Source organism: Maricaulis sp. (genome assembly GCF_030149235.1).
Lineage (GTDB): Bacteria > Pseudomonadota > Alphaproteobacteria > Caulobacterales > Maricaulaceae > Maricaulis.
This window is the reverse complement of sequence record NZ_JASBRW010000014.1, coordinates 1-19,833: the sequence shown is the minus strand read 5'-3', so window position 1 is coordinate 19,833 and position 19,833 is coordinate 1. Positions and strand designations below refer to the sequence as shown.

Here is a 19,833-nt window from a genome sequence, read left to right as displayed (position 1 = left end):
AGCTTCAAGATATTACCGGCGCCGCCCGGTCAATCACCGAGGCGGCGCTTTGCATTTGTGACGCTGTCAGAGCGCACCGCACAGGAATCCGTCCTTGAAATGCCCCCCGCCCGCTCGCTTCACATCCAGCGCCGGACCGGTCCATCCGGGTCGGCATGACGGATACGGACGAGGCGCCCCGCCTCAATCCAGGCAATCAAGGCACCGTGTCGGGCGAGCTCCCCGGCATCGATAATCTCCGCCCGGCACCTGCGCTCCAGCCAGGACGGCACGTCCACACTGGCAATGATCAGGCCGGCCCGCCGGCAATCCTCGGCCAGCCCCTCCAGCGCGTCGACCCGAACCAGTCGCATCTCATCGAGTTGGTAGCCACACCCGACCGCATCACAGGCCTCCGGGGCGCGCTCCGCTGCTTCTGACGCGGCCCGACGTTCGAGGAAGACCCGCCGGGCAAACCGGTCGCGGCGCCGATCACTGGCAACCCAACCGTCCTCCTGGCGCAGAACCAGATGCCCGTTCTCCGTCACCAGGAGATCGGGTTGCGGCACGGCGGCCCATAGGGCCATTGCCAGTCCCAGCCCGGCCAGGCCAGGCCCGCGAGCCGCACCCCGGACTGGCCCAGCACCGCAAGCGCAAAACCACCCGCATAGAGCGCAAAGACACCGGCGGGTGCTGCCGGCACCGGGGTGATCGCACCGGGCAGTCCCGCGACCGCATCGGCGATGGCAAAGACCAGACCAATCCCCTGCCCCATCAGCCAGAGCGGCAGCGCCTCCAGCCCGAAGGGCATCAGGATCAGGGCGGCGATCCCAAGCGGCATGACCAAGAAGGAAAAGACCGGCATGGCGAGAAGATTGGCCAGCAGACCAAACTGCGCGAGGCGATGAAAATGAAAGGCGGCCACGCCCGCCGTCGCCGTGCCGGCCACCAGGCTGGTCATCGACAGGCCGGACAGGGCCTGGCGCAAACGTCCGCCACCACCACCCGGCCAGCGCTCGGCCACAACAATCAGCGCTGCCACGGCCGCAAAGGACATCAGGAATCCGGCCCCCATCACCGCCTCCGGCTGGATCAGGACGACCGCGATGGCGGCGAGCGCCAGGGTGTGACGGGAGACCGGCCGGCGATTGGCGATCACCGCCAGGAGCGCGATCACCGCCATGATATAGGCCCGCTGGGTCGGTATGGCGCCGCCGGAGAGGACAAGATAGACCGTCGCGGCCAGCAAGGCAGCGATCGCGGCCGGCCGGGAGGTGTCCCCGCGTCTCGCCCAGGGCGAGATCAGGGCGCTGAGCCAGCGCACGAACACGAAAACGCCGCCCGCCAGCAAGGCCATGTGCAGGCCGGAAATAGCCAGGATATGGCCCAGTCCGGAGGCGCGCAGCACCTCCTGGTCATCGGCCGTGAGATAACCGCGCTGCCCGGTCAGCAAGGCGGCCGCCAGCGCGCCCTGTCGTCCCTCAAGCTGGGCCGTGACCCGTTGCGAGATATCGGCCCGCAAGCTGGCGATCGAGCGCGCCCAGCGGTCCTGGTCCAGCGCCTGACCCGCCCGGACCGGCGTAACGGCATAGCCAGTGGCCACAACACCGCGGAAATAAAAGAAGAAACGCGAATCAAATCCGCCCGGCACGGCGGCCCGGCGCGGTGCCTCAATGACGGCATTGAGAGTGACACTGTCACCCGGGCCAAATTCGCCCGCTTGCGCCAGCACCCGCACCCGGATTGCCGCCTCGTGGCCTGCCAACCGGATCAGCAGGCGCGGTCGGCCATTCCCCGCCCGGTCCACCGCCTCGATCCAGCCGCTCACGGACACCGCCCGGGTACTGATCTCGAAGTCATGATCAAAGGCCCCCGTGCGCATCTCCGACCGGGCAAAACCCAGGCCCAGACCGCAAATCAGCACCACCCCGATCAGCAGCCCGGCGGACAGGCGGAATTGCAGTAGCAGGAACGCGGCGAGACCCAGCGCGAATAGCAGCCCGGCAATGATGACTGCCGGCGCCGTCGGATCGGATGGCCAGGCAAAGAAAACCGCCGCACCGAGGATCAACCCGCCGGCAAAGCCCAGGGCGATATTGCCGCCGCGTCCCGATTGCAGACGCGGTCCGTCCAGCTGCCGCAGCAGCCAGTCAAGCCAAGGAGAAACACGCCGGTCTGCAGCCGCAAACATGAATTTAGCTTCACTCTATCGCCAGCGAACCAATCCATGCTAACACCTATTTCCCTCCCGCAGCGCAGCATGATCTCGCAAGTGCAAGAAAAAAATTCGATGATCCGTACCCGTTTCGCGCCCTCGCCGACCGGTTTCCTCCATATTGGCGGCGCCCGCACGGCCTTGTTCAACTGGCTCTTCGCCCGCCATCACGGCGGTGAATTCCTGCTGCGAATCGAGGATACCGACCGCGCCCGCTCGACCCAGGAAGCCATCGACGCCATCTCCGAGGGCCTGAGCTGGCTCGGCCTCGACTGGGACGGCGATGCCATTTCCCAATTTGCCCGCGCTAGCCGCCATGTCGAGATCGCTGAAGCCCTGATCGAGAACGGCCGGGCTTTCCGCTGTTATTGCAGCCCCGAGGAAGTCGACGCGCTGCGCGAACAGGCCTTCGCCGAGGGCCGCGCCCTGCGCTCTCCCTGGCGGGATCGCGATGCCTCGCAAGCGCCGGCTGATACGCCCTTCGTGGTGCGCTTCCGCGCCGGCGACGAAGATGTTGTCATCGCCGATGCGGTCCAGGGCGATGTGCGCTGGGCGGCAAAGGAATTCGATGATCTCGTCATCCTGCGTTCGGACGGTACACCGACCTATAATCTCGCCGTTGTTGTCGATGACCATGATATGGAAATCACCCACATCATTCGCGGCGATGATCACCTGGTGAATGCCGCCCGGCAGAGCCAGATTTATGACGCGATGGGCTGGGACCGCCCGGTCTTCGCCCATATCCCGCTGATCCATGGCGATGACGGCAAGAAGCTCTCCAAGCGCCATGGCGCCCTCGGTGCCAAGGAATATCGCGAAATGGGCTATCTGCCCGAGGGCTTGCGCAATTACCTGCTGCGCCTCGGCTGGGCCCATGGCGACCAGGAGACCTTCACCGATGCCGAAGCCATCGCCGCCTTCACCATGAAGGGGCTGAACAAGGCACCGGCCCGCATGGACAAGGCCAAGCTCGACCATATCAATGGCCATCACCTGGCCCAGGCCGATGATGCCCGTCTCGTTGAGCTCGCCAAACCCTTCATCGATGCGCTGGAAGACCGGCTCGATGACGCCGATGTGATCGCCGCGCGTTACATGGTCGCCATGCCGGTCCTGAAAACCCGCGCTTCGACGCTGGAAGAGCTGGCCCAACAAGGCTATTTTCTAATCAAGCAGCGTCCGTTCGAGTTTTCCGGCAAGGCCGCCAAGGTCTTAAATGACGAGGCGCGCGACCGTCTTAACCGCCTTTTCACTCATCTGTCCGATCTCACGGCCTGGAATGAAGATGAATTGGCGAATGCACTTAAGAGTTTCGCTGAATCCGAAGAGATCGGATTCGGCAAAGTCGGCCAACCGCTGCGCGCGGCATTGACCGGCGGGGCTGCCGCCCCAGATCTGGCACAAGTCATGGTCTTCCTGGGCCGCGACGAAGCGCTCGATCGCATACAGGAACAAATGTCGCCGGCAAACTGAGCCGGTCACCGCGTATAGGGATGATGTCATGGAAAGCAAAGCCAAGCCGAACGGAACTGCCACGCTTAACTATAAGGGCGAGAATTACGAGCTTCCGGTCTTCTCCGGCGAGATCGGCCCGGATGTGATCGACATCCGCACGCTCTACAAGCAGACCGGCGCCTTTACCTATGATCCCGGCTTCACCTCGACGGCGAGCTGTGAAAGCCAGATCACATATATCGATGGCGATGAAGGCACCCTGCTCTATCGCGGCTACCCAATCGACCAGCTGGCCGAGAAGTCCAACTTCATGGAAGTCTGCTACTTGCTGATGAAAGGCGAACTGCCGACCGCCAGCGAGTTCGAAACCTTCGACTGGACGATCCGTCGCCACTCCATGCTGCACGACCAGTTCGAGATGTTCTTCCGTGGTTTCCGCCGCGATGCACACCCGATGGCGATCATGGTGGGTACGGTCGGCGCCCTGTCCGCCTTCTACCACGACTCAACGGACATCAATGATCCCGAGGCGCGCACCATCGCCTCGCACCGCATGATCGCAAAAATGCCGACGATCGCGGCCCGTGCGTTCAAATACGCTATCGGACAGCCCTTCATCAGCCCGCGCAACGAGCTGGACTATGCCGCCAACTTCCTGCGCATGTGCTTTGCGGTTCCGGCTGAAGACTATGAAAACAATGCGGTTCTGGCGCGCGCCATGGACCGCATCTTCATCCTGCACGCCGACCACGAGCAGAATGCATCGACCTCGACCGTGCGCCTGGCCGGTTCGTCCGGTGCCAACCCGTTTGCCTGTATTGCCGCTGGTATCGCCTCGCTCTGGGGCCCGGCGCATGGCGGTGCCAACGAAGCGGCACTGAACATGCTCAACGAGATCGGTTCAGTCGACAAGATCCCAGAATATGTCCGCAAGGCGAAAGACAAGAATGACCCGTTCCGCCTGATGGGCTTTGGTCACCGCGTCTACAAGAATTACGATCCGCGCGCCAAGGTGATGCGCGAGACCTGCCACGAGGTTCTCGACATTCTCGGTGTCCGCAACGATCCGACCTTGCAGGTCGCCATGGAGCTCGAGCGTATCGCGCTGGAAGACGAATACTTCGTCGAGAAGAAGCTTTATCCGAATATCGACTTCTATTCGGGCATTACCCTGAAGGCGATGGGCTTCCCGACCGAGATGTTCACCGTGCTCTTCGCCCTGGCCCGGACCGTCGGCTGGATCGCACAGTGGTCAGAAATGCTGGAAGACCCGAACCAGAAGATCGGCCGTCCGCGCCAAATCTTCACCGGCGCTCAGGCCCGTGACTATGTCGACGTGTCCAAGCGCTAACCGGCGATACATATGACAAGAGAGGCCGTCCCCTCCGGGGCGGCCTTTTTTATAGCGCGATCACATCGAGCACCGTGGCGGCGGCCCGGTCACTGGCTTCACCGCGCCCGCGCATCTGCGCCGTGGTTTCGACCAGGCGCGCGCTCAGGGCCTCGCGACCGGCCGGATCATCGAGCAAATCGGCCACGGCTTGCGCCATTAGCCCGGCCCGCACTCGCGTCTGGACGAATTCCGGCACCAGCATCTCGTCTGCGGCGATATTCACCAGGCTGATGAAAGGCGCCTTCATGATGTTGAAACCACGGATAATCGCCCAGGTCAGCCAGCCGAGCTTGTAACCGGTGACCGTGGGCACGCCAGCGGTCGCCAGCTCGGTGACCACCGTACCGGAACACGCCAGCGCCACATCGGCTGCAGAAAATGCGTCGGCCTTTTCCTCTTCGCTCACGATCACCGCGCCGAACTCGTCCGCAAACTGGGCCGAGACCGAGGCCAGATGGGTGGCGACCGATCCGGCAGTGACAATGACCGGGCGGACGCCGCGCTGCGCTCTCAATCGCCGGATCGTGCGAGTGAAGTCGGCCGACATACGGTCGATTTCCGATTTGCGGCTGCCGAACAGGACAAGGACGGTTTCCTCATCCTCGCCAATGCCATGGCAGGCGCGGAAACCGGTGCCATCGCCCGGCTGCATGCGATCCAGCGTCGGATTGCCGACGAAGGTCACCGGCAGGCCGTGCGGCGCGTAATACGGCGCGTCGAAGCTGAGAATAGTCATCAGGTGATCGACAGCAGCGGCCAGCGTCTTGGCCCGGCCGCGGCGCGTCGCGAACACTTGTGGGCCGACATATTTGATCAGCTTGATCGACGGATCCGCGGCGCGCACGCCCTGGGCGACACGCAGCATGAAGCCCCAGCTATCGATCAGGACGACTGCATCGGGCCTGTGCTTGAGAATATCGGCCACAGTCTCGGCGACGCGCGCCTTGACCCGTTTGAAGGCCTTGAGACCGTCGAAGAAGCCCAGAATGGACAGGCCGGAAATATCGACCGCGCTATCCACGCCTTCCTCCGCCATCGCCTCGCCGCCGACGCCATGAAACACTCCCTCGCCCCCGGTCTGGGCCTTGAGCGCCTTGATCAGTCCGGCGCCGAGCAGGTCACCGGAACGTTCGGCCGCGACGACATAGATGGACGGCGATTGGTTCATGCGTCTTCGGCCTTGCCAACAGCTGGCACGATCGCGAGGAACATGCCGTTTTCAGCCAGGGCGGCCTTGACCGCCTCACCTTCCAGCACCAGTGCCGCACCCGCCTCGAGCGCGATACCGGCCAGGCCAGCCTGAGCACATCGCGTCACGGTGCCGGCCCCGATCGTCGGCAGGTCCACCCGGCGCTCCTGCACCGGCTTGGGCATTTTCGCCAGAACACCGCGGCGGTCCCCGGCACGGCCACGCAAGGCCGCATCCAGGCCGGCGACGCGGTCCAGCATTTCGTTGGTGCCTTCCTGTGCCTCGACAGCCAGAACCAGACCGTCCGCGACCACGCAGGCCTGGCCGATATCCAGCGCTCCGATGGAGCGGGCAATGGCAGCGGCCTTGTCGATATCGGCCTGGTGTGCGTGCGCGAGCTCCGGCGCGATAGCGCCATCATCATCGGGAGCCAGGCCGGCCAGAACCTCATCGGCTCCGGCAACCCGGAAACCGGCCTGCTCAAACTCGCCCACCACGACACGGATCAGCGCATCATCACCCTTGCGTCCCGCCGCCAGTGCCTTGGGCACCAGGGCGAGGCCCCGCGCATCCATCTTCAACGCCTTCATATCCGGCCGGGTGACATAGCCGGCGAAACAGATCGTGTCGCACTTCGCTTCATGTAACGCTTTAATGATCTTGCCGATCTGGCCGACCGCAATGGTTTTTGTTTCGAAGGCGGAATAATCCCGGTCGGAAAAACCGGAGAGCTCGACGATGAAGGGGTTATCCTCCGACACGGCGCGCGCCAGGGTCAACGGCAAGTCACCGCCACCGGCCAGAATACCCAGCCGCGACCACGAATCGGCCTGGCAAGCGGTGTCAGTCATTGGGCATGCACAAGGAGCGCTTGGCGTCGGCCCGGATGAAATCGATGATTTCCTTCACCGGTGCGTTGTCCGAATAAGCGCCGGACACATCTTCGATGCGTTCCTGGAACGTGCCCTCTGCGGCAAACAGCAAACGATAGGCGGTGCGCAAATCGCGCAGGGTCTCGCGCGGCATGCCGCGGCGCTTGAGACCCACGACATTAAGCCCGGCCAGGCGCGCATGATTGCCGATCACCGAGCCGTAGGGAATGACGTCGGCCGTGACCATGGCCATGGCACCGATGAAGGCGTGACGCCCGATGCGGCTGTTCTGGTGTACACCAGCATAACCACCAAGAATGACATGATCGGCCACGGTGGTACCGCCGCCAATCGCCGCTCCATTGGCGAAGACCACGCGGTCGCCGACGACACTGTCATGCGAGACATGGCTGTTGACCATGAAGTAGCCGTCATCGCCGACACGGGTTTCACCCCGGCCCACACTGGTTCCGGGGTGCATGGTGACGTTCTCGCGGATGATATTGCGCTGACCGATCACCAGCTTGGTATCTTCACCCTGGTATTTGAAATCCTGCGGCGGATGACCGAGATGCACGCCGGGATAAAGCACGCAGTCCTCGCCGATATTGGTATTTCCAGCCACAGTGGCGTGCGAGAGCAGGCGCACGCGGTCGCCGAGAACAGCATGCGGTCCCACCATGCAGAACGGACCGATTTCCACGCCCTCACCCAGCCGGGCCGCGGAATCGACAATCGCGGTCGGATGGATCACCGGGGCGCTCATGCGTGCTCTACCGCTTTGGCGGCGAACTCGGCCTGGGCCGCCTTGGCCCCGTCGGCATAGACCTCGCCCTTGAACTTGAACACGCCATGGCGCGCAGCCGTGACGACGACCGGCATGCGCAACATCATGCCTGGACGCACCGGCGTGCGGAACTTCACCTTGTCGGCCCCCATGAAGAAGATCGTCACCCTGGACGGATCGGCTTTCAGCGTCTTGGACATCAGGACAGCGCCCGTCTGGCCCATGGCCTCGATCATCAGCACGCCCGGCATCACCGGATTGCCGGGAAAATGGCCCGGGAAGAAAGGCTCGTTCGCCGTCACACCTTTGAGGCCGGTGATGGACTCGCCCTCGACATAATCTTCTGCCGCATCCACAAGCAGGAAGGGGTAGCGGTGCGGGATCAATTGCTGGATTTCGGTACTCTCAATCCGCTCGGACATGGCTTCAGCCCCCTTTTTTGCTTTTGTCCTTAGACTTTACCAGACGCCGAAGTTCGGCGACCTCACGCATATGCTTGCGGATCGGCTGAGCCGGCGCACCGGCATAGGTTTCACCGGCCGGCACATTATTCATCACCGCCGAATTGCCGCCGACCCGTGCACCGGCGCCGATATCGACATGGTCCGACACGCCGACGCGGCCACCGAACATCACGCCCTCGCCGATCGTGGTCGATCCGGACACACCGGCAAAGGCCGGCATCAGCACCGAAGCCCCGACCGTTACATTGTGCGCGATATGGCAAAGATTATCGAGTTTGACGCCATCCCCCAGACGGGTCTCGCCAAATACAGCCCGGTCGATACAGGAATTGGCCCCCACCGTGACCCGGTCACCCAGGCGCACAAGGCCCAGATGCGGGATGTCGATGACTGAGCTGCCCGCCACCGCGACGCCAAAACCGGCTTCACCGAGGACAGCTCCGGCGAGGATCTGGCACCCCTCACCCATATCGGTGCAGGAAATAGACGCATTGGCGCCAATCACACTGCCAGCCCCGATACGGCAACCCGGTCCGATATGAGCACCTGGTCCAATAAAGACACCGGCCCCGATCTCGACATCCGGTCCGATCACGACATGGGCCGCGATCACGGCATCACCGGCAATACGGGCACTCGGATCGATGGCTTGCGCAGAAGCGACCCGACGCGGACGGAACAGGGCGGTGGCAATTCGTGCGAAGGCGGCTCGCGGCGCAGCATGGACCAGGACGATTGCCCCGCGTTCGCGCAGCGCATGATCAAGAGCCTCAGTGGCTATCACAACCGCGCCTCGCAGATCGACACCCTCTGAGGCCGCAAGGAATTTGGCCGACTCCACATAGGACACCGATCCGGCCTTCGCCTCGGTCAGGGGCGCCACCGCATCCACCTTGATGTCGCCTGCCCCAGAATCAGAAATCGCCGCGTCAGATAACGCAGCGATTTCCGTAATCGTTCTGGGGCCAAGCCGGTCGTAGAACCTGGTTTCAGCCACGTGTCTTCCGATCCTGGTCTTATTCGCCGCCCTGCGAAGCAGCCGGGTCGACGGAAACGCGGACGCGGTTGACCGGAACCGTCGGCAGCTGTGCATTCAGCTGTTCGATGAGCGTTGCGCTCATATCGACATTGTCGCTGGCATAGTAGAGCACAGAGCGATCAAGCAGCAGGTCCGGGGCTTCGTTCGCCACCAGCTGCTGAACAATACCGTCAAGCGCTTCGCCGACCGGGCGCAGGGCCTGGACGCGCGTCCGCTCAAGCTCTTCCGCACGAATGCGGCGCGCCTGTTCAAAGGCAGCCGCGTTGGCGTTAAGCGCCTCGATGCGCTGCATCAAATCGGGACGGGCCTGGACAGCGGCCGGGGTCATGCTTGCGGTCTCAGCATTGAGCGCATCGCGTTCCTGGGCCAGCGGCGCACCGATGGCCTGGAGCTCGGCAGCCATCTCGGCCTCGATCGTGGTCAGACGCTCAGCAACGTGCTGGCCGACCTGGCTTTGCGCCAGGATGCGATCGCGATCGATCACAATGACCTTGGCCTGCGCCATCGCCGGACCGGCGAGCGCAACGACCGCCAGCGGAAGGAGCAGAAATGCTTTGAGAAATTTCATATTCTTAGAACCCTGTTCGTGTGCTGAAGCGGAAGAATTCCGTTCTGTCGTACTCTTCCGCCATAAACGCCTCTGCGAAGTCGAAACGGACCGGACCGAACGGAGAATCCCAGAAGATACTCACGCCAGCCGACGCCCGCAGCGCCAAATCATCGACCGTAAAGACCGGACTTGTTCCCTCGTCGATCTGGTCCACTGTGTCCAGAAGACCCAGAGTACCAAACTCAGTGAAGACGCTTCCGCTGATGCCGTATTGCTCTGGCAGACCCAGCGGGAAAGTGACTTCAAGTGCGCCAATTGCATAAAGCCTGCCACCCAGGCTATCGCCAAGAATCAACTCACCCGTATCCTCGTCCCGCGAGACAGTACGCGGCCCCAGACCGCCTACATCAAAGCCACGGAAGCTGTTGCCGCCCTTGAAGAAGCGGTCGTTGATGCGGATCGAGTCTCCACCCCATCCCAGAATGAAACCGGTATCGGCGGTGAAGCTCGCGACGATGTCGCGCCACAAGCCATAATAGAAGGCTGACTGGATCTCGGTGCGAACATAGTTCACGTCACCACCGAGACCGGCAAAGTCCTGGCTCACGGTGAAACGGAAACCATCGCTCGGTTCGATCGGATCATTAAGTTGGGACCAGCTGAAGGAATAGCCAACCACCGAGGTGGTCCGGTTACCGGACTGGCTCTGCAAGGCCGCCGACGCGCTGGAGAAGACCAGGACGTTGTCATTCCGGATCGTATAGCGCAGCTGCATGTTGGTATTCGCCGTCACCGGGAAACCCATGCGCACGGAACCACCCGTCGACTCGGTCTGGAAGGAGGCTTCGCTCAGGAAGTCCGAATTGACCCGGAAGAGGTCAAAACCGGCCGCCAGATTGCGATCGAGGAAGCGCGGTTCGGTGAAGCGGATATCAATCGTCTCCCGGCGCGAGCTGGCGGAAATCCGGAAACGCAGGAACTGGCCGCGGCCACGCAGATTGCGCTCGGAGATCGACAGGTCAACCAGGAAGGCATCCGTCGAGGAGAAACCGGCACCAAAGGCCAGCTCACCCGTCGGCTGTTCTGTGACGTCAACCAGCAGGCGCGCACGGTCAGCACTCGAGCCCGGCGTCTCGGTCACTTCGACTTCCTCGAAGAAGCCGAGACGACGGACATTATTGCGCGACCGGTCGATCAGGACGCGGTTGAAGGCGTCGCCCTCAACCACATCGAGCTCGCGGCGGATCACACGGTCGAGCGTCCGGGTATTGTTCACGATGTCGATGCGCTCGATGTAGACACGCGGCCCTTCATCGAGCACGAATTCAACGTCGACGGTTTGCGTGTCGCGGTTACGCTCGATGATCGGGCGGATATTGATGAAGGCATAGCCCGACGCACCGGCCGCAAAGGTCAGCGTATCAATCGAATTCTCGATCGCGTCGGCACGGTAGATATCACCGGTATTGATCGGCAGGATGGCCTCAAGGAATTCATTGGTGAGTTCCTCGATCTGGCTGTCGACAGTGATCTCGCCGAAATTATAGACCTCACCCTCATCGATCGTGATGGTGATGTAGAAGCTTTCCTGATCCGGGGTCAGCTCGGCCACAGAGGACAGCACCCGGAAATTGGCATAGCCCCGGTTCTGGTAATACTGGCGCAGCAGCTCGCGGTCGTATTCCAGACGATCCGGGTCGTAATTGTCATTCGACGAGTAGAACCGCCACCAGCGCGATTCCCGGGTCACGAGTTCGCGGCGCAGACGGCGGTCTGAGAAGCTGTCATTACCAATGAAGTTGATGCGGCTGACACCGGTGACCGGACCCTCGGAAATCTCGAAAATCAGATCGACACGGTTCTGCGGCAGCTCGATGATTTTCGGCGTTACGGTCGCGGCAAAACGGCCCGAGCGGCGGTAAACCTCGATAATCCGCTGCACATCGGACTGCACCCGGGCGCGGGTGAAGATGGCGCGCGGCTGGGCCTGGATCTCGTCCGTGATCTTGTCATCATCCATGGCGCGGTTCCCTTCCAGGACCACGCGGTTGATGATCGGATTTTCCTGTACGCGGACAACGGCGATATTGCCGCGATCCTCGATCTGGACATCGGAGAACAGGCCCGTGGCGAACAGGGTCTGGATCGACAGGTTAACGGTTTGCGGATCAAGCGGCCGGCCCGGCTGAATCAGCAGGTAGGAGATAACCGTATCTGCTTCCACTCGCTGATTGCCATCGACCAAGATCTGCTGGATCACCGGCTGGGCCTGGACGGCGGGCTGTCCTGTATCAGATGCCGGATCCTGAGCCAGTGCAGCCGCCCCGAGGCTGCAGGTCATCAGGGCCGCGAAAAGCACACGCAAAACACTCGCCATGAAAGATCGCCGCTTTCTGCGCTCAGTCAGAACCATTGACTGAGCTTGTAGTTAATATCGTTCCAGGTCGCTAAAAGCATCATCCCAAGCACAAGTGCAAGCCCCAACTGAAAACCAAGTTGTTGCGCCTTCATGCTTAACGGGCGTCTCGCGACCGCCTCATAGGCGTAATACACTAAATGACCGCCGTCGAGGATCGGGATCGGTAACAAATTCACCAATCCCAGTCCCACCGACAGGAATGCAGCCAGCAAAATCATGTTCACGAGCCACAAAAATGCGCTTTCCGCGGCGCTCCGGCCCTGTTCGATACTGGTCTGGGCCATCTGCCCGGCCGTCTCTGCAATCCCGAGCGGGCCATTGAGCATGGTTGGCGGTGAACGCAGGGTGACGACATAGCTGACATAGCGGGCGGTCATGTAGACCACGCCCCAGGTCCGGTCGGCCCCGCGGATTAGTGCGGTCACCGGATTATAGCTCTGATAGGTTTCCATCGCGCCGGCGCTGGCCATGGTGATGGATCCAATCATCCCCTGCCCTTGCCCCTGCATCAGCGTTTCACGATCGCGGAACGGCAGCGCCGCACGCAGGCTCAGCTCGTCCTCGCCGCGGCGGACCACATAGGTCAGCGTCTCACCCGATCGGGCCTCTACCGCACGTTCGATATCCTGGAAGACCCGGACCGGCTGACCATCCACCGACAGCACCACATCCCGGGACATGAAGCCGGCCATCTCGGCCGCGCCGCCCGGCTCGATCCTGCCAATCATCGGGATAGAGGACGACCCCAGACCCACCTGGGCAAACTGGCGCTCACCACCGAAACGATCCTGAACCGTCACCAGCTCCGCGGCCGCGCGGATGGTAATTATTTCATCGCCGCGCTGGACCTGGAAGTTCAACTCCTCGCCCGGCCGCCAGACCGCTTCACGGGCGATGTCGGAGAAATCACGGATCCGCATGCCATTGATCGAGACAATACGATCATAGATCTCAAATCCGGCCGTTTCCGCGGGCGTTCCAGTACTGATACTTCCCACGACCGGCTCATTGAAGCGGTCGCCGAAAGACAGCGCCATCACGGCAAAGATAAAAATCGCAAGCATGAAATTGGCAATCGGACCCGCCGCCGTAATGAAGGCGCGCTGCCAGATGGGTTTGAAATGATAGCACTTTTCGGACGCATTCCCCATGCGTTCTCGAAGTTCCTTGAGTTTTTCCGAATCCGGTTCGCTGGCCGCGCCGGCATCGCCGAGGAATTTCACATAGCCGCCAATGGGTAGCGCCGCGATCCGCCAGACCGTGCCGTTCTTGTCCCTCCAGGAGAACATGGTCGGGCCGAACCCCATGGAAAAGGCCTCCGCATGCACGCCGCACCAGCGGCCGGCCCAATAATGCCCCAGCTCGTGAATCACCACGACGATCGAAATCAGGAAGACAAAGGAGACGATGGCCAGCAAGGAGCCGAAAATCACGCTCATGAGGAAACCCTTATCCGTTCTGTCCGGCCGGTGCGCCAATCAAGCCGCGTGCCAGCACTCTTGCCCGCCTGTCGATCGCGAACACGTCGTCGAACGCTCCCAATTGCGACGGCATGTCCTCATCCCCCGCCGCGCGATCAAGAGCCTCGGAAACACAAGCGGTGATGTCAAGAAAACCGATCTGTTCATCCAGAAACGCGGCCACCGCCACTTCATTAGCCGCATTGAGCACCGTGGGGGCAATGCCCCCGGCCTGCACCGCCTCACGCGCCAGGCGCAAGGCTGGGAAACGCTCCAGATCCGGCGGTTCGAAATCGAGACGTCCGGCCTGTGTCAGATCGAGGCGCTCCACCGGCGCGGCCATGCGCTCCGGCCAGGCCAGCGTATGGGCAATCGGCGTGCGCATATCCGGTGAACCCATCTGCGCCAGGACGCTGCCATCGGCATAATGCACCATGCCGTGCACGATGGATTGCGGATGCACGACGACGCGGACCTGGTCCTCCGGCAGATCAAACAGCCAGCAGGCCTCAATGACCTCGAGCCCTTTATTCATCATCGTCGCGCTATCAATGGAAATCTTCGCGCCCATATCCCAGGTCGGATGCGCCAACGCGTCGGCCCGCCCAGCACTTTGCATGCGAATCTTATCCCAGGTCCGGAACGGGCCACCGGAGGCCGTCAGGGTTATGGCGTCGATCGCGCCGCGGTCCTCACTGTTGAAGACCTGGAAAATGGCATTGTGCTCGCTGTCCACCGGCAGGAGCCGGGTCCTGTGGGCCGCTGCTTCCTGCATGAACAGGGCGCCGGCACAGACCAGGCATTCCTTGTTGGCAAAGGCCAGCGCCCGCCCCTGGCGCAAGGCGGCAAGCGTCGGGCGCAATCCCGCCGCGCCGACTATGGCGGCCATGATCCAGTCCGCCGGGCGTTGCGCCGCCTCGATGACCCCTCCCTCACCGCTGGCAATCTCGATGTCATGGCCGGCCAGCGCCTCGCGAAGGGCCGGTTCGCAGGCTTCGTCGGCGATGGCGACAAAGCGGGCGCGGTGCTTGATGGCCAGACGGGCCAGTTCGAGCACATTGGTGCGCGCTGTCAGGGCGACGACGTCATACACCCCCTCCGGTGCGCGCTCGATCAGGTCGAGTGTGGCGGCACCGACAGAGCCCGTCGCCCCGAGAACGGAAATCCGGCGCGGCATGCTCATGCGCCCCATCCCAGATCGATAAAGCGCTGGGCAATGACGGAGATAATCACTGCCAGCATAAGCGCATCGACACGATCGAGAACGCCACCATGGCCCGGGATCAGCGTGCCACTGTCCTTGACCCCGAAACCGCGCTTGAACAGCGACATGGCCAGGTCCCCGGCAATCGCTGCAGCGCCCACAAGGAGGCCGAACACGAGCACCATCACGGGGTCGAGACCGAAGATCATGCCCGCGGCCCACCCGGCAGCCATGCCGGCGGCCAGTCCGGCAAGAAAGCCCGACCAGGTCTTGTTGGGGCTAGCCTGTGGCACGAGTTTCGGCCCTCCAATCCAGGTCCCGACAAGGTAGGCGAAACTGTCCGCGGCCCATACGATGGAAAACAGCACGATCACAGCGGCCAGGCCGTTGGGCTCCTGTGCCCGCATGGCGGCCAGCAGGGCCGCCGAAAGCGAGACATAAAGCACGCCGAGAATCTCGATCGACCAGCCGCGGCGCCAGCGTTCAATACCGCTGCCCAGCGTGCCCAGCGCGCCCCAGATTACCGCATCGGCTATGGAGGTCTGACCGGCCAGCAACACCGCCCCCGAGGCCGTGGCGCAGGCGATGGCATAGGCCACCGGCGGCGCGTCGCGATCGGACATCTGGATCCATTCCCAGGCCATGGCCGCGGCAAAGGCTGCAACCCAGGCGGTAAAGGCCAGCTCGCCATACCAGAGCAGGAGAAAAGCAAGGGGACCGAGGATCAGAGCGGACAGCAGGCGCTTGCGAAAGACCGGATCATGCCGCGCCGGCATTGACGCCTCCATAGCGCCGCTCGCGGGCTGCGAACACCTGTACCGCCCCCTCAAGATGTTCGGGCGAGAAATCCGGCCACAACACGTCGAGGAATAGCAATTCGGCATAGGCCGCCTGCCAGAGCAGGAAGTTGGAAATGCGTTGCTCGCCGCTGGTACGGATCAAGAGGTCGACATCGGGAATGCCCGCCGTATCGACCCGGCTGCTGAACAGGCTTTCATCGATCTCGTCCGGCTTCACCTCACCGGACGCCACATCACGGGCAATCGACTGGCAGGCCCGGACAATTTCATCGCGGCCGCCATAATTGAAAGCGATGGTCAGGTAGAAATCGGTATTGCCGGCGGTCTGGCGCTCGGCTTTCTCGATAATCTCCAGGATATCAGCAGAGAGGTCATCGCGGCGCCCGGCGATCTGGACGCGCACACCACGTTTGTCGAGCGTGTTGAAATCAGCTTCGACATAGCGTTTCATCAGCTCGAACAAGGCGCCGACCTCATCGGCCGGACGGTTCCAGTTTTCCGTCGAGAAGCTGAACAGGGTGAGATGGCGAATGCCGATATTGCCCGCCGCCTCGACCGTTTTGCGGACGGTATCAACGCCCTTGGAATGCCCGAAAGAGCGCGGCCGGCCGCGCTGTTTCGCCCAGCGTCCATTGCCATCCATGATAATCGCCACATGGCTCGGCACGGTCGATATTGCGGGCGCCGTCTCGGTCATTCTGGTCTCCGCGAGAACCGGCGATCAAACCTGCATGATCTCTTCTTGCTTGGTCTTCAGGCTCTCATCGATCCCCTTGATGGCAGCATCGGTCAGCTTCTGCACATCATCGGCGAACATCTTGTGCTCGTCCTCGGAAAGATCGCCATCCTTTTCCATTTTCTTCAGCGCGTCCATGCCGTCGCGGCGCACATTGCGCACGGCAACGCGGGCATTCTCAGCATAGGTGCCAGCCAGCTTGGCAATCTCGGCGCGGCGCTCCTCATTGAGCGGCGGGATCGGAATACGCAGCAGCTGACCTTCGACAACCGGATTGAGGCCCAGCGCGGAATTGCGGATCGCCTTGTCCACGGCGCCGACGAGATCCTTGTCCCAGACCTGGACCGAGATCATGCGCGGCTCGGGAACGGAAACCGTTCCGACCTGGCTGATCGGCGTCGGGGAACCGTAGGCTTCGACCTTGATCGGGTCGAGCAAGGCCGCGCTGGCTCGGCCAGTCCGCAGACCGCCGAACTCCTTGCGCAGCGACTCCAGCGCGCCATCCATGCGGCGCTTCAGGTCCGCCTCATCGTAATCCACATCGCTCATGGACGTTTCCCCTTGTTATGGTCTGGAACGTATCAGGCCCCGGCGGCCGCGGGCTCGCGAACATCGCCGATAATGGTGCACACGCCTTCCCCGGCGAGCACCTGGGCCAGACCGCCCGTGGTGTGAATATCGAATACCACGATCGGGATCGCATTTTCGCGCATCAATGTCACCGCCGAAGCGTCCATGACTTTCAGATCGCGGGTCAGCACATCGAGATAATCGAGGCGGTCATAGCGCTCCGCATCCGGGTTTTTGCGCGGATCATCGCTGTAGACACCATCCACCTGGGTCCCCTTGACCAGGGCATCACAGCCCATTTCGGCAGCGCGCAGGGCCGCAGCGGTATCGGTGGTGAAGAAGGGATTACCGGTGCCGGCCGCAAAGATCACCACCCGGCCCTTTTCCATGTGCCGCGTGGCGCGGCGGCGGATATAGGGTTCGCACACCGTGGTCATGGGAATGGCCGACTGGACGCGGGTCTGAACGCCGATGCTTTCCAGCGCCGTCTGCATGGCCAGCGCGTTCATCACCGTGGCCAGCATGCCCATATAGTCCGCTGCGGTCCGGTCCATGCCCTTGGCAGCACCGGACAGTCCGCGGAAAATATTGCCGCCGCCAATCACCAGGCACATTTCCGTGCCCGCCTCGACGGCCTGCTTGACCTCGCCGGCGATCCGATTGGCGGTTTCCAGATCGATGCCGAATTGCTGCGAGCCCATCAGGGCCTCGCCGGAGACCTTGAGCAGAACCCGCCGGAATTGCGGCGGGTTTTCATCGCCCGAAGGCGCGGAGGAAGCAGAATCAGTCACGAGGTTCAGCCTATAGAAAATGGCGGCGCTGAAACAGCGCCGCCATACAGCATTTTTAGGCTTGGCCGGTTGCGGCCGCGACTTCGGCAGCGAAGTCCTCTTCTTTTTTCTCGACACCCTCGCCTTTGGCCATACGGACAAAGCCGGTGATCTCAACCGGAGAGCCAAGCTCCTTGCCGGCATCTTCGAGAACTTTCTCGATGGTGCGGTCCGGGTCCATGACGAAAGCCTGCTTCAGCAGCACGACTTCCTCGTAAAACTTGCGCATGCGGCCTTCCACCATCTTCTCTACGATGTTGTCCGGCTTGCCTGAAGCGCGCGCCTGGTCGGCGAAGACTTCACGTTCCTTGTCGGCAATCGCGCTGTCGACACCGTCAATGTCGACCGAGACGGCAATCGCCGGAGAACCGGCGGCGACGTGCATGGCGATCTTGCGGCCCAGCTCAGCCAGCTTGTCCTTGTCACCCTCGGACTTCAGGCCAACGAGAACACCGAGGGCGCCCATGCCGTCAGCTTCAGCATTGTGGATGTAGGACGCGACAACACCCGGTTCGGCCGTGATGACCTGGGTGCGGCGCAGGGACATGTTCTCGCCGATCGTCGCGACCAGGTTGGTCAGCTTGTCTTCGACGGTCTCGCCGGACGGCAGGGATGCCGCCTTGAGGGCGTCGACATCGCCGCCCGTGGTCAGGGCCAGGGTCGCAATGTCCTTCACTGCGACCTGGAAGGTCTCGTTACGGGCCACGAAGTCGGTCTCGGAATTGACCTCGACAACGGCACCATTGGAGCCTTCGGTCGCCACAGCGACGAGGCCTTCAGCGGCGACGCGGTCAGCCTTCTTGGCAGCCTTGGACAGGCCCTTCTTGCGCAGCCAGTCGACAGCCGCTTCGAAATCGCCGTCCGTCTCGTTCAGCGCTTTCTTGCAGTCCATCATGCCTACGCCGGTTTTCTCGCGCAGTTCTTTTACCAGTGCAGCCGTAATTGCAGCCATCGGTATTCTCCTGGAATATTCGGTCGGTTGAAGCTTTTAGGCTTCGGTTTTGTCGGTGTCGGTGGACGCTTCCGCCGGGGCTTCAGCCGCTTCGGCCGGAGCCTCAGCAGCGACTTTTTCAGCAGCCGGGGCTTCGGCTTCAATCATGGCTTCGACCGGTGCTTCGGCTTCACCCAGATCCACGCCCATGGCGAGCTGGCTGTCGGCCATGCCGTCGAGGATGGCGTCAGCAACGAGGTCGCAATACAGTGCGATCGCGCGGCTGGCATCGTCATTGCCCGGGATCGGGAAATCAATCGGGTCCGGGTCGCAATTGGTATCGACGATGGCGACAACCGGGATGCCGAGCTTCTTGGCTTCCTGGATCGCGATCGCTTCCTTGTTGGTGTCGATCACGAACATCAGGTCCGGCGTGCCGCCCATGTCCTTGATACCGCCGAGGGAGCGTTCCAGCTTATCGCGCTCACGCGTCAGCATCAGCTGTTCTTTCTTGGTCAGACCGTCAAGGCCGCCCTCGCTGTCGAACATGCTTTCCAGTTCGCGCAGACGCTGGATGGATTTGGAGATCGTCGACCAGTTGGTCAGCGTGCCGCCGAGCCAGCGCTGGTTCATGTAGTACTGCGCGCAGCGACCGGCCGCCTGGGAGATCGGCTCCTGGGCCTGGCGCTTGGTGCCGACGAAGAGGACGCGGCCGCCCTTGGCAGCGGTTTCGCGCACTTTCACCAGGGCCTGGTGCAGCAGCGGGACCGTCTGCGACAGGTCGATGATGTGAATATTGGAGCGATCGCCGAAGATGTAGTCTTTCATCTTCGGGTTCCAGCGGTGCGTCTGGTGTCCGAAATGACAGCCAGCTTCGAGCAGCTGGCGCATGCTGAATTCAGGGAGAGCCATCGATGTATCCTTTTCCGGTTGGCCT

19 protein-coding genes are annotated in these 19,833 nt (G+C 62.3%); 2 read left to right on the top strand and 17 right to left on the bottom strand.

What is annotated here, in order from left to right:
- Window positions 1-119 precede the first annotated feature (119 nt).
- Both Q1V51_RS02315 and Q1V51_RS02310 read right to left on the bottom strand, forming a co-directional pair.
- Entirely contained in the window at window positions 120-566 is a 447-nt protein-coding gene (locus Q1V51_RS02315) for a hypothetical protein (protein ID WP_300552294.1), read from the bottom strand.
- On the bottom strand, window positions 524-2,170 hold the full coding sequence (locus Q1V51_RS02310) for a ComEC/Rec2 family competence protein (RefSeq protein ID WP_300552292.1): 1,647 nt from the start codon (window positions 2,168-2,170) through the stop codon (window positions 524-526). The genes Q1V51_RS02315 and Q1V51_RS02310 overlap by 43 nt, the downstream gene beginning before the upstream one ends.
- A 69-nt stretch (window positions 2,171-2,239) precedes the next feature.
- Here Q1V51_RS02310 and gltX point away from each other — a divergent pair, with 69 nt between their 5' ends.
- Both gltX and gltA read left to right on the top strand, forming a co-directional pair.
- Window positions 2,240-3,670 (top strand): glutamate--tRNA ligase, encoded by a 1,431-nt coding sequence (gltX, locus tag Q1V51_RS02305; protein ID WP_366522686.1) that lies wholly within the window; start codon window positions 2,240-2,242, stop codon window positions 3,668-3,670.
- 28 nt (window positions 3,671-3,698) lie between these two features.
- Window positions 3,699-5,003, top strand: a complete 1,305-nt coding sequence (gene gltA, locus Q1V51_RS02300; protein ID WP_300552287.1) for a citrate synthase — start codon at window positions 3,699-3,701, stop codon at window positions 5,001-5,003.
- 49 nt (window positions 5,004-5,052) lie between these two features.
- Here gltA and lpxB read toward each other — a convergent pair whose 3' ends face one another.
- From lpxB to rpsB, 15 genes are read right to left on the bottom strand one after another with little or no spacing between them, the layout of a single operon-like run.
- Window positions 5,053-6,213 (bottom strand): lipid-A-disaccharide synthase, encoded by a 1,161-nt coding sequence (lpxB, locus tag Q1V51_RS02295; RefSeq protein ID WP_300552285.1) that lies wholly within the window; start codon window positions 6,211-6,213, stop codon window positions 5,053-5,055.
- Entirely contained in the window at window positions 6,210-7,085 is an 876-nt protein-coding gene (gene lpxI, locus Q1V51_RS02290) for a UDP-2,3-diacylglucosamine diphosphatase LpxI (RefSeq protein WP_300552282.1), read from the bottom strand. The genes lpxB and lpxI overlap by 4 nt, the downstream gene beginning before the upstream one ends.
- Entirely contained in the window at window positions 7,078-7,872 is a 795-nt protein-coding gene (gene lpxA / locus Q1V51_RS02285) for an acyl-ACP--UDP-N-acetylglucosamine O-acyltransferase (protein ID WP_300552279.1), read from the bottom strand. Before lpxA ends, lpxI begins: the two co-directional genes overlap by 8 nt.
- Window positions 7,869-8,315 carry a 3-hydroxyacyl-ACP dehydratase FabZ gene (fabZ, locus tag Q1V51_RS02280; protein WP_300552277.1) on the bottom strand — a complete coding sequence of 149 codons (447 nt, stop codon included), beginning with the start codon at window positions 8,313-8,315 and terminating at the stop codon, window positions 7,869-7,871. The genes lpxA and fabZ overlap by 4 nt, the downstream gene beginning before the upstream one ends.
- Before the next feature lie 4 nt (window positions 8,316-8,319).
- Entirely contained in the window at window positions 8,320-9,354 is a 1,035-nt protein-coding gene (gene lpxD / locus Q1V51_RS02275) for a UDP-3-O-(3-hydroxymyristoyl)glucosamine N-acyltransferase (RefSeq protein WP_300552274.1), read from the bottom strand.
- A 19-nt stretch (window positions 9,355-9,373) separates the two neighbouring features.
- Window positions 9,374-9,964: an OmpH family outer membrane protein gene (locus Q1V51_RS02270; RefSeq protein ID WP_300552272.1), complete on the bottom strand. Its 591-nt coding sequence runs from the start codon at window positions 9,962-9,964 to the stop codon at window positions 9,374-9,376.
- A gap of 4 nt (window positions 9,965-9,968) precedes the next feature.
- Window positions 9,969-12,323, bottom strand: coding sequence for an outer membrane protein assembly factor BamA (gene bamA / locus Q1V51_RS02265; RefSeq protein ID WP_300552269.1), 2,355 nt, complete (start codon window positions 12,321-12,323; stop codon window positions 9,969-9,971).
- Between the two features lie 26 nt (window positions 12,324-12,349).
- Window positions 12,350-13,804, bottom strand: coding sequence for an RIP metalloprotease RseP (rseP, locus tag Q1V51_RS02260; protein WP_300552266.1), 1,455 nt, complete (start codon window positions 13,802-13,804; stop codon window positions 12,350-12,352).
- A 10-nt stretch (window positions 13,805-13,814) separates the two neighbouring features.
- Window positions 13,815-15,008: a 1-deoxy-D-xylulose-5-phosphate reductoisomerase gene (gene dxr / locus Q1V51_RS02255; protein WP_300552263.1), complete on the bottom strand. Its 1,194-nt coding sequence runs from the start codon at window positions 15,006-15,008 to the stop codon at window positions 13,815-13,817.
- Window positions 15,005-15,805, bottom strand: a complete 801-nt coding sequence (locus tag Q1V51_RS02250; RefSeq protein WP_300552260.1) for a phosphatidate cytidylyltransferase — start codon at window positions 15,803-15,805, stop codon at window positions 15,005-15,007. The genes dxr and Q1V51_RS02250 overlap by 4 nt, the downstream gene beginning before the upstream one ends.
- Window positions 15,789-16,526, bottom strand: coding sequence for an isoprenyl transferase (locus Q1V51_RS02245; RefSeq protein WP_300552257.1), 738 nt, complete (start codon window positions 16,524-16,526; stop codon window positions 15,789-15,791). The genes Q1V51_RS02250 and Q1V51_RS02245 overlap by 17 nt, the downstream gene beginning before the upstream one ends.
- A gap of 24 nt (window positions 16,527-16,550) precedes the next feature.
- Window positions 16,551-17,114 carry a ribosome recycling factor gene (gene frr / locus Q1V51_RS02240; RefSeq protein WP_300552255.1) on the bottom strand — a complete coding sequence of 188 codons (564 nt, stop codon included), beginning with the start codon at window positions 17,112-17,114 and terminating at the stop codon, window positions 16,551-16,553.
- Between the two features lie 32 nt (window positions 17,115-17,146).
- On the bottom strand, window positions 17,147-17,926 hold the full coding sequence (gene pyrH, locus Q1V51_RS02235; RefSeq protein WP_300552253.1) for a UMP kinase: 780 nt from the start codon (window positions 17,924-17,926) through the stop codon (window positions 17,147-17,149).
- Window positions 17,927-17,981: 55 nt separating this feature from the next.
- Window positions 17,982-18,917 carry a translation elongation factor Ts gene (gene tsf / locus Q1V51_RS02230; RefSeq protein WP_300552251.1) on the bottom strand — a complete coding sequence of 312 codons (936 nt, stop codon included), beginning with the start codon at window positions 18,915-18,917 and terminating at the stop codon, window positions 17,982-17,984.
- 36 nt (window positions 18,918-18,953) lie between these two features.
- Complete coding sequence (rpsB, locus tag Q1V51_RS02225) at window positions 18,954-19,808, bottom strand: 30S ribosomal protein S2 (protein ID WP_300552602.1); 855 nt, start codon at window positions 19,806-19,808, stop codon at window positions 18,954-18,956.
- Window positions 19,809-19,833 lie beyond the last annotated feature (25 nt).